Source organism: Bacillus swezeyi (assembly GCF_001969815.1).
Taxonomy (GTDB): domain Bacteria; phylum Bacillota; class Bacilli; order Bacillales; family Bacillaceae; genus Bacillus; species Bacillus swezeyi.
The window spans coordinates 22,064-30,056 of record NZ_MRBK01000040.1 but is presented as its reverse complement, the minus strand read 5'-3'; the positions used below and the strand labels follow the sequence as shown (position 1 = coordinate 30,056).

Here is a 7,993-nt window from a genome sequence, read left to right as displayed (position 1 = left end):
TGCTCAAAGTTTTTCGTCACGGACAGAAACTCGTCAATATTTTCAAGACGGCTCTGTGCCTCAAGCGATTTTTCCGCTTTCAGCATTTCGCGGTATTCGGTCTTTTCAAGAATTTCTTCTGTCAGCTCTGTGACGGATAAGTACTCCTGCATATTCGTCAAGTTTTCAATCATCTGTCTGAACCCGTCAAGCGCATTGGCTGCTTTTGCACTGAGCCCGATAAAATCAACCTGTCCGAGCGCTTCAAACATCGGCAGCCCATTCATGTCAGCATATGCGGCGATCTTATCGACAGAAGTCGCACCGACACCTCGCTTCGGCACATTCACGATCCTTGCAAAGCTGATATCATCATCGGGATTTGCGACAAGGCGCAAATATCCGAGAATGTCTTTAATTTCTTTTCTGTCGTAGAACTTCGTGCCGCCGACGATATTATAGCTGATGTTCGCTTTCATCAACGTTTCCTCAATGACGCGGGACTGCGCGTTTGTCCGGTATAAAATCGCAATATCTGAAAGCGAGCGTTTTCCCGAAGCGATGAGCTCCCTGATTTTTCCCGCGACAAATTGGCCTTCGCCAAATTCGTTGTCTCCTCTGTAGGAAGCGATTTTTGCCCCTTCATCATTTTGAGTCCAAAGGTTTTTCGGCTTTCTGTTCGAGTTGTTCTGAATGACTTCATTGGCCGCATTCAAAATCCGCTTCGTCGATCTGTAGTTTTGTTCAAGCAGAACGACGCTGGCATTCGGATAGTCTTTTTCAAAAGAAAGAATGTTCGCAATGTCCGCTCCGCGCCATCTGTAAATCGACTGGTCAGAATCCCCGACGACGCAGATGTTTTGGAATCGCTGCGCCAATTTTTTGACGAGCAAATACTGCGCTCTGTTTGTATCCTGATACTCATCGACATGGATGTATTGAAACTTCCGCTGATAGTATTCGAGCACTTCCGGTACCCTGTCGAACAGACGGATCGTCGTCATGATCAAGTCATCAAAATCGAGCGACTGATTTTTTTGCAGCTTTTTTTGATAGTCTTTATAGACGTCGCTTGCCACCTGTTCAAAGAAACCGCCCGCCGTTTTCTCGTATTCTTCAGGGTCGATCAGTTCATTTTTCGCACCGCTGATCGAGCCGAGAATGCTCCGGGGATCGAATTTTTTCGGATCGATGTTTCTTTCCTTTAAGATGCCTTTAATGACGGAAAGCTGATCTGATGTATCAAGAATCGAGAAGTTGCGGCTGATTCCGATTCGGTCGATGTCTCTCCGCAAAATCCTCACACACATGCTGTGGAACGTCGAAATCCAAATGTCATCCGCTCCCGGCCCAAGGATGCTTTCAACACGCTCTTTCATTTCTCTGGCCGCTTTGTTTGTAAATGTAATCGCCAAAATATTCCATGGAGCGACACGCTTCTCCGCCATCAAATAGGCGATTCGATGGGTCAGCACCCGTGTTTTTCCGCTTCCGGCTCCCGCCATGATCAAAAGCGGCCCGTCCGTTTTCCTGACTGCATCCTGCTGAACTTTATTTAATCCGTTTAATAATTGATCGCTAATATAATTCAAAATTGATTCACCGCCCATTCAAACATATGTTCTATTATAAACCATTCCGGTTTATTTCGCTCATTCTTTTACAGCCTTCACCGTTTTCAGCGCTTGTCCGAAGTTTTCATAAATCGCATTTCCGACCACGATCACATCGGCATGCTCGGCCATCTTCACTGCTGTTTCAGAATCTTGAATGCCGCCGCCGTAAAATAATGTCGTATCATTCAAAACAGCTTTCGTTTCCTTCAAGATCTCTGCATCCCCGAGCCTGCCGCTGTATTCCAGATAAAAGATCGGCAGGCGGAAAAGATGCTCAGCCATTCGCGCGTATGCTTTAACGTCTTCAAGGTCAAGCCCCGCATCGGCATTTGTCAATGCTGCCGCCTTGCAGTCTCCATTTAAAATGCAGTACCCTTCGACAACGATCTCCTCGGGCGACATCAGCTCGCCGTACTCTTTCATCGCCTCTTTATGTAAACCGACAATCCAGTCGGGATCATTGCTGTTTAATACGGTCGGGATAAAATAAAGGTCAAAACCCGGCACGATCGCATCAATCGTTGAGACCTCAAGGATGCAAGGAACCAAAAAACGGCGAACTTTTGACATCAGCCGAAGCACGTCATCTTCTGTGACACCGTCGCTTCCGCCGATCAATATCGCATCTGTTCCTGATTCGCACAGCTGTTCAAGCTGATCATCCGTTATCTCTTTATTGGGATCGAGTTTAAAGACATGCTTCCACTCGGTAATATCGTACATGAAAAAAGCTCCTCCAATCGTTCTTACCATTTAAATATTATAACAAATTCATTCTCTTTGGAAAAACGGATAACGAATAAAGAGTGAGGGATAATGCAGGCAGCGGAGGCAAAAGTTTACGGCCATAAAAAAACCGCCTAAAGCTTTTAAAGCCAGGCGGTACAGTGAACATCACGAAGATGATTCAGATTCTTTTTCATTTACACGGTCCAGTGCCAGTGTATAAGCGTCATTTCCGTAATTCAGGCAGCGCTTTACCCTGGAAATGGTCGCCGTGCTCGCTCCGGTTTCCGTTTCGATTTTATGGTACGTGTTGCCGTCGCGAAGCATCCTGGCCACTTCGAGCCGCTGAGCCAGTGACTGAATTTCATTTATTGTGCATAAATCATCGAAAAAACGATAGCATTCTTCGAGATCTTTTAATGATAGAATGGATTGAAAAAGCTGATCCAGCTCTCTCCTGCGCAATTTATCGATCTGCATCGTTACACACCTTCTCCTTTGCTAATAGAAACCTTGCTGAGATCGGGAATGATATTGATCCACGTTTTTCCCGGCGCGAATGGAACGCTTTTTCCATCCGCAACTGGTATGATCCGGCCGTTTTCGTTCTTCCAATTGATCTGACGGACTTCCCCGTTTTGCAGAAGCAGCCCTTTTCCGCCTGAACGAAGGTCAATATCCCTTCTCCCGTACGCATCTTTCATTTGATGTTCGGCTTCCGCTATTACAATATTTTGAAGAATAACCGGTTCTTCTGTTTCAAGGTCTGTTGTCAAAACGCCGTCTGACTTTCTCACATAGCCTTTAACCTTCTTATCATAACCATATTCGACACGGTTTGTAACGGATTTTGTTCCATAATCTAACCGGATGGAATAAAGCGTCTTTGAAGAGTCTTCAGGGCTTTCTTTAAAAGTGAGCGGATCTGTGCGGGTCTCGAGGGCATATCCCTTTTCAGCGGCTGCCTGCTTGACGTTTTCAAATGAAGTGTACGAATTATGCGGCGCCTTTCGAAAATCCGCTCTCCAAAACAGACTGCCGTCATAATCCAATCCATTGACATAATCGGCATCACCGTTTTCAAGCCGGCTTTTTGCACCTGGACTCCAGCCATGATGCACCAGGATGGCGTCAAAACCACGAGCTAAATCAATGAAATATTCCCGCGCGCTTCTGACAGGTCCCGCCGCTTTAGGCATTTCGCTTTGAAAAACCGCCACAAATCTGGTAATCGCGCCTTCACTAAGGGCCTCAATGACAATATCGGCTTTGCTTAGCCCTGACTGCGGCCTTGCTTTTGGATGATTGTTCACCACAACAGCCAGCGGCCGCTGCCGAATGTCTTTTTCCGCTTTCATTCCTGTCAGCGGATATATTTTCTGCCCGGCTTCCTGTTTTTCCTGCTGCTGGCATGATGCTAACAGCAATACACAGGCAAAACACAGCAGCACTCTTACATATCGATTAAACATACATTAGCTCCCGCTCTTTTATATTTTAACGCATTATCGATGGAAAGAGTACAGTTTTTTTCATGACATCAAAGATCCCTTTCGGCGTCACCCTGATATAAGGAAGATGAGTGCTTTGCAAAAAGAGAAGGGTGTAGATAGGGTCGCTGAACGTATAGCCTCTTTCAAAAAGAAGTCCTTTCAACTTTTCTTCCCTTTCAAGCACCGTCTCATACGTCTCATTTGATGCGCCGCCGCTTAAATGAAGAGGAATTTCATACAGTATTTTCCCGTTTTCGGCTAATACGATTCCCCCTCCGATTTCTTTCATTCGTTTGAAGGCCAGCAGCATGTCTTCCTTGTTTTTTCCGATCGCCACAATATCTCCCGTTGTTGAATAAGAGCTGACAAACCCTTGCACACGGGGCGCAAATCCTTTCAGCATCGTATTGACCCGCCATTTCCCATACTTGTCAAACAGAGAAAGATAGCTTTCATCATGTTCAAAGGACAGCTGATCCACAGAGTTGTCGATCTCAATGGTATAAGGTTCCATAATGACTGAATTCCTCATTTTCAAGCCGAGCGGCATAGAAAACTGCAAGTCATCCATCGTTAGATCATATGAAAGGTTCAGAGGGACAAGACCCCCTTTTTGCCAATCGGGTTCTGAAAACGTCTTCATATCAATGCCGTCCGATTTCAAAATCCGGCCTTTCGCCAAAACTGTCACAGGGTTCGGATTTTCAGGGCTCTCCAAAATATTGAGCGTCGCATATCTGCCCGGTGCGACAACACCGAGAATGTCTTCCATATGATAATATTTAGCGATATTAAACGCGGCCATATTATAGGCGTCAACCGCAGGGACTCCCTCTTCAAGCGCTATCGCAATCAGCTGGTTTGTCATGCCTTCCTTATAGAAATTCGGCGTGGCGCCGTCCGTTGTATAAAACATATGGTCATAATGGCGAAAGCCTTCTTCATGAAGCTCGCGCAAAATCTTTCGCAAATCAGGGCGTATGGAAGAATGCCTTAAACCGGCATAGTACCCCAGTTCAAGCCGTTTCAGCACTTCCTTTCCGGTCATGGCTTCATGATCGGCGTCAGCGCCGAAAAGCTTCATTTTTGTAAGCGTTTTTTCCGAAGCGCCCGGAAAATGGCCTTCTATCCGCTTCCGTCTTCTTTTCGTACATTGCATGCAATGCAGAAGCAAATCATCGCCGTCCAAAAGGCGCGGCCAGCTTGTCATTTCTCCTCCCTGTATGACATCAGGATGTTCGCCCCAGTGTTTTCGGTAGTCAATGGATAAAATCTGATCCTCATTTAAGACCTCTGTCTGCAAGTCATACCTTGACCACCAATAGTAGTGAACAGGCTGTTTTTTCAGTTCCTCCAATATAGAAAACGCTTTCTTTTTTCCGCAGTGCAAAAGCAGAAACAGGTTGTCATTCACGAATGTCGTTGTTCCAAACTGTGACACATATTCAGCCAATGTTTGGGGATTATAAATTTGAAAAGGATGCACATGCGGCTCAATATACCCGGGTACAATGTATTTCCCTTCACAATCTATTGTAGTTTTAACAGCCGATTTAGGCAAATCACGGCCGACATACACGATTCTGTCATGATGAATCCATACGTTTGCGCGAACCCATTGCTTTAAGTACGGGTTTAGTACGGATGCATTTCGTAAAAGGAGCGTTGGCAGCAGCCTTGAACTTACAACATCAACTTGCGATCTGATGTGCTTGTTTTTCCAATTTAAGGTGCGTTCGAACATTCACATACTCTCCTTTACATGTAATGATCCCATGTTAACACATTTACTATAGTCACGCATTACCAACACGTTACAATTTTTCGAAAAAACACTTTATTTAATTATTTAAATCGGAGGAATCAATATGAAGCAAAACATCGGGCTGTTTGACGCTGTTTTCCGCATCGCCTGCGGGCTGACGATCCTGTCCGCGGCGACGGCGAAGTTGACAAGAAAGCCGTGGTGCAGAATGACGTTTTTCTGCATGTTTATGGGCGCGATGAAAGCCGCTTCGGGCATTTTAAGGTTTTGCCCCATGACTTATGTTTGCCAAACGTATATGAAGCAGGCGCAGTCAGACGAACAATCGTAAAAAAGCACCCCTTTGGGTGCTTTTTTCACGGTTTGAGCAATAATGCTTTTTCAGCAGGTTTTACGCGGAGGCGGAAATGTTTCAGACCGTACATGCTGCTGTTGGCCATCGGCGTGATCGAGCGAGACCTTTTCTATAGAAGAATATTGCTTCAAGAGCGCAGTCAGCGCGATTTTAGCTTCCAGCCGTGCAAGCGGGGAGCCTAAACAGAAGTGGATACCGTGTCCAAATTCCGATATGCGGATTCGGATGGCGGTGAATATCAAATTCATGCGCCCTTTCAAATTTGGATTCATCCCGGTTGGCTGAAGCAAGAAAAGCAATAACACCCTTTCCCTTTTTCAAATTCACCCCTCTGATCGTCAAGATAAATATGATTTGCTGCACCAAAATATGAGCGACATGTTTGAAACGGTGAAAGAAGATATTTTTTCACCGCTTGACATTGATCGTAATGAGGAAAAGCCTGAGGCATACTGGTATCTGCTGCGAATCTATCTTCATTTGCAAAAGAACGCCCATGATTTTACGATCATCATCAACAGAAGATATGAGTTGAATATTAAGGGTTTGCTTAATGATTTTTGGAATGACAGCTTTTTGTCAGGCATCAAAAAAGCCGCGCCCGATGAAGTTGACAATAGGGTCCTCGGCAATTCGTGATTTCCGCCTATGCAGGCACAGCAGCATGGTGGCTTGAAAACGGAATGCCTTATCCCTCCTGAATTCATGGCAGAAGCCCTGATCAACATCATTCAAAAACACTAAAAAGACAAAATGGGAAGCGCCCATTTTGTCTCTTTATGCTTTTCACTATTTCTGCGCGGCCTTCAAGGCCCTTGCACCAATATCGGTCCGGTTAAAAACGCCCGGCTTTGCGACTTCGCTCACCGCTTTGTAAGCAGTTTTTCTCGCGGCTTCAAACGTGTCGGCAAATGCTGTGACATTGGCGACGCGGCCGCCGTTCGTCACAAACTGCCCGTCGCTTTTTTTCGTTCCTGCGTGAAAGACGACGGTCTGTTCTTGAACAGGTTCTAATAAACCGATCGGCGTGCCTTTTTCATAGCTTTCAGGATAGCCTTCAGACGCCAGCACAACGGTGACTGCTGCTGTATCCTTCCACTTGAGCTCGACTTCGCGTCCTTCCAGCAAGTCAAGCATCACTTGAACAAGGTCTGATTCAAGACGCGGGAGCACGACTTGTGTTTCCGGATCGCCGAATCTGGCGTTAAATTCGATCACTTTTGTGCCTTTTTCCGTCAGCATTAAGCCCGCATATAAGACGCCCGTAAATGAACGGCCTTCTTTGACCATCGCCTGGGCGGCGGGTTCTAAAATCGTTTTGACGGCATCTTGAACAACCGCATCGGAAATCTGCGGCACCGGGGAATATGCGCCCATTCCCCCTGTATTCGGACCTTTGTCTCCGTCAAATGCCCGCTTATGATCCTGCGCGATCACCATCGGATATACTTTTTCGCCTTTAACGAACGCCATCAGCGAAAATTCCTCTCCGCTTAAAAATTCTTCAATGACGACAGATGCGCTTGCTTCACCAAACTTTTCGTCTTCCAAAAAGTCGTGCAGACACTGAATCGCATCTTCCTCTGTCATCGCGACTGTGACACCTTTTCCGGCCGCAAGCCCATCCGCTTTGATGACGATCGGTGCGCCTTTATCCTCAACATACGCTTTTGCTTTTTCAAAAGACGTAAATGTTTCATATTCCGCTGTCGGAATTTGATATTTTTTCATCAAATCTTTTGCAAACTGCTTGCTTCCTTCAATCACTGCGGCTTTTTCCGATGGTCCGAACACCGGAAGGCCCGCTTTTTCAAACTTATCAACAAGGCCTTCGATCAATGGAACCTCAGGACCGACGATCGTCAGCCCGATATTGTTTTCCTTTGCGAAAGCGAGAAGTCCCTTGTGATCTCCTTCATCAAGATCAACGAGTGCGGCAGTTCCGGTCATTCCGTCATTTCCCGGGGCTGCATAAACCGTTTCGACTAGAGGGCTTTGCGCCGCTTTCCAGGCGAGTGTGTGCTCTCTTCCGCCTCTACCGATAATCAATACATTCACG

The 7,993-nt window shown here is 46.1% G+C and carries 8 protein-coding genes and 1 pseudogene; 2 read left to right on the top strand and 7 right to left on the bottom strand.

What is annotated here, in order from left to right; translation table 11 throughout:
- The 5 genes from BTA30_RS20960 to BTA30_RS20940 all read right to left on the bottom strand — a co-directional run.
- The coding region (locus BTA30_RS20960) for a UvrD-helicase domain-containing protein (RefSeq protein WP_076763778.1) at positions 1–1,571 on the bottom strand (1,571 nt) is incomplete at its 3' end.
- 60 nt (positions 1,572–1,631) lie between these two features.
- Entirely contained in the window at positions 1,632–2,318 is a 687-nt protein-coding gene (gene pcrB / locus BTA30_RS20955) for a heptaprenylglyceryl phosphate synthase (RefSeq protein ID WP_076763776.1), read from the bottom strand.
- Positions 2,319–2,489: 171 nt separating this feature from the next.
- Positions 2,490–2,801 (bottom strand): YerC/YecD family TrpR-related protein, encoded by a 312-nt coding sequence (locus BTA30_RS20950; protein WP_076763773.1) that lies wholly within the window; start codon positions 2,799–2,801, stop codon positions 2,490–2,492.
- Between the two features lie 2 nt (positions 2,802–2,803).
- Complete coding sequence (locus BTA30_RS20945; RefSeq protein ID WP_076763771.1) at positions 2,804–3,793, bottom strand: DUF3048 domain-containing protein; 990 nt, start codon at positions 3,791–3,793, stop codon at positions 2,804–2,806.
- Between the two features lie 25 nt (positions 3,794–3,818).
- Positions 3,819–5,558 (bottom strand): adenine deaminase C-terminal domain-containing protein, encoded by a 1,740-nt coding sequence (locus BTA30_RS20940; RefSeq protein ID WP_076763769.1) that lies wholly within the window; start codon positions 5,556–5,558, stop codon positions 3,819–3,821.
- Between the two features lie 124 nt (positions 5,559–5,682).
- Here BTA30_RS20940 and BTA30_RS20935 point away from each other — a divergent pair, with 124 nt between their 5' ends.
- Positions 5,683–5,910: a YgaP family membrane protein gene (locus tag BTA30_RS20935; protein WP_076763767.1), complete on the top strand. Its 228-nt coding sequence runs from the start codon at positions 5,683–5,685 to the stop codon at positions 5,908–5,910.
- A 25-nt stretch (positions 5,911–5,935) separates the two neighbouring features.
- Here the strand turns inward: BTA30_RS20935 and BTA30_RS20930 are convergent.
- Positions 5,936–6,273 (bottom strand): annotated as a pseudogene (locus tag BTA30_RS20930) (cytochrome P450); the annotation flags it as partial.
- Positions 6,274–6,288: 15 nt separating this feature from the next.
- Here BTA30_RS20930 and BTA30_RS23490 point away from each other — a divergent pair.
- The gene (locus BTA30_RS23490) at positions 6,289–6,573 is read left to right on the top strand and encodes a hypothetical protein (RefSeq protein WP_239693551.1); all 285 of its coding nucleotides are present in this window, start codon (positions 6,289–6,291) and stop codon (positions 6,571–6,573) included.
- A gap of 150 nt (positions 6,574–6,723) precedes the next feature.
- On the opposite strand, the gene purD is transcribed toward BTA30_RS23490, so the two are convergent.
- The gene (gene purD, locus BTA30_RS20920) at positions 6,724–7,992 is read right to left on the bottom strand and encodes a phosphoribosylamine--glycine ligase (protein WP_076763765.1); all 1,269 of its coding nucleotides are present in this window, start codon (positions 7,990–7,992) and stop codon (positions 6,724–6,726) included.
- Between the last annotated feature and the right edge of the window lies 1 nt (position 7,993).

What these genes read in the sequence shown, in the direction of transcription:
- pcrB (WP_076763776.1), bottom strand. Translation starts at nt 2,318, where the DNA reads ATGTACGATATTACCGAGTGGAAGCATGTCTTTAAACTCGATCCCAAT.
- BTA30_RS20950 (WP_076763773.1), bottom strand. Translation starts at nt 2,801, where the DNA reads ATGCAGATCGATAAATTGCGCAGGAGAGAGCTGGATCAGCTTTTTCAA.
- BTA30_RS20945 (WP_076763771.1), bottom strand. Translation starts at nt 3,793, where the DNA reads ATGTTTAATCGATATGTAAGAGTGCTGCTGTGTTTTGCCTGTGTATTG.
- BTA30_RS20940 (WP_076763769.1), bottom strand. Translation starts at nt 5,558, where the DNA reads ATGTTCGAACGCACCTTAAATTGGAAAAACAAGCACATCAGATCGCAA.
- BTA30_RS20935 (WP_076763767.1), top strand. Translation starts at nt 5,683, where the DNA reads ATGAAGCAAAACATCGGGCTGTTTGACGCTGTTTTCCGCATCGCCTGC.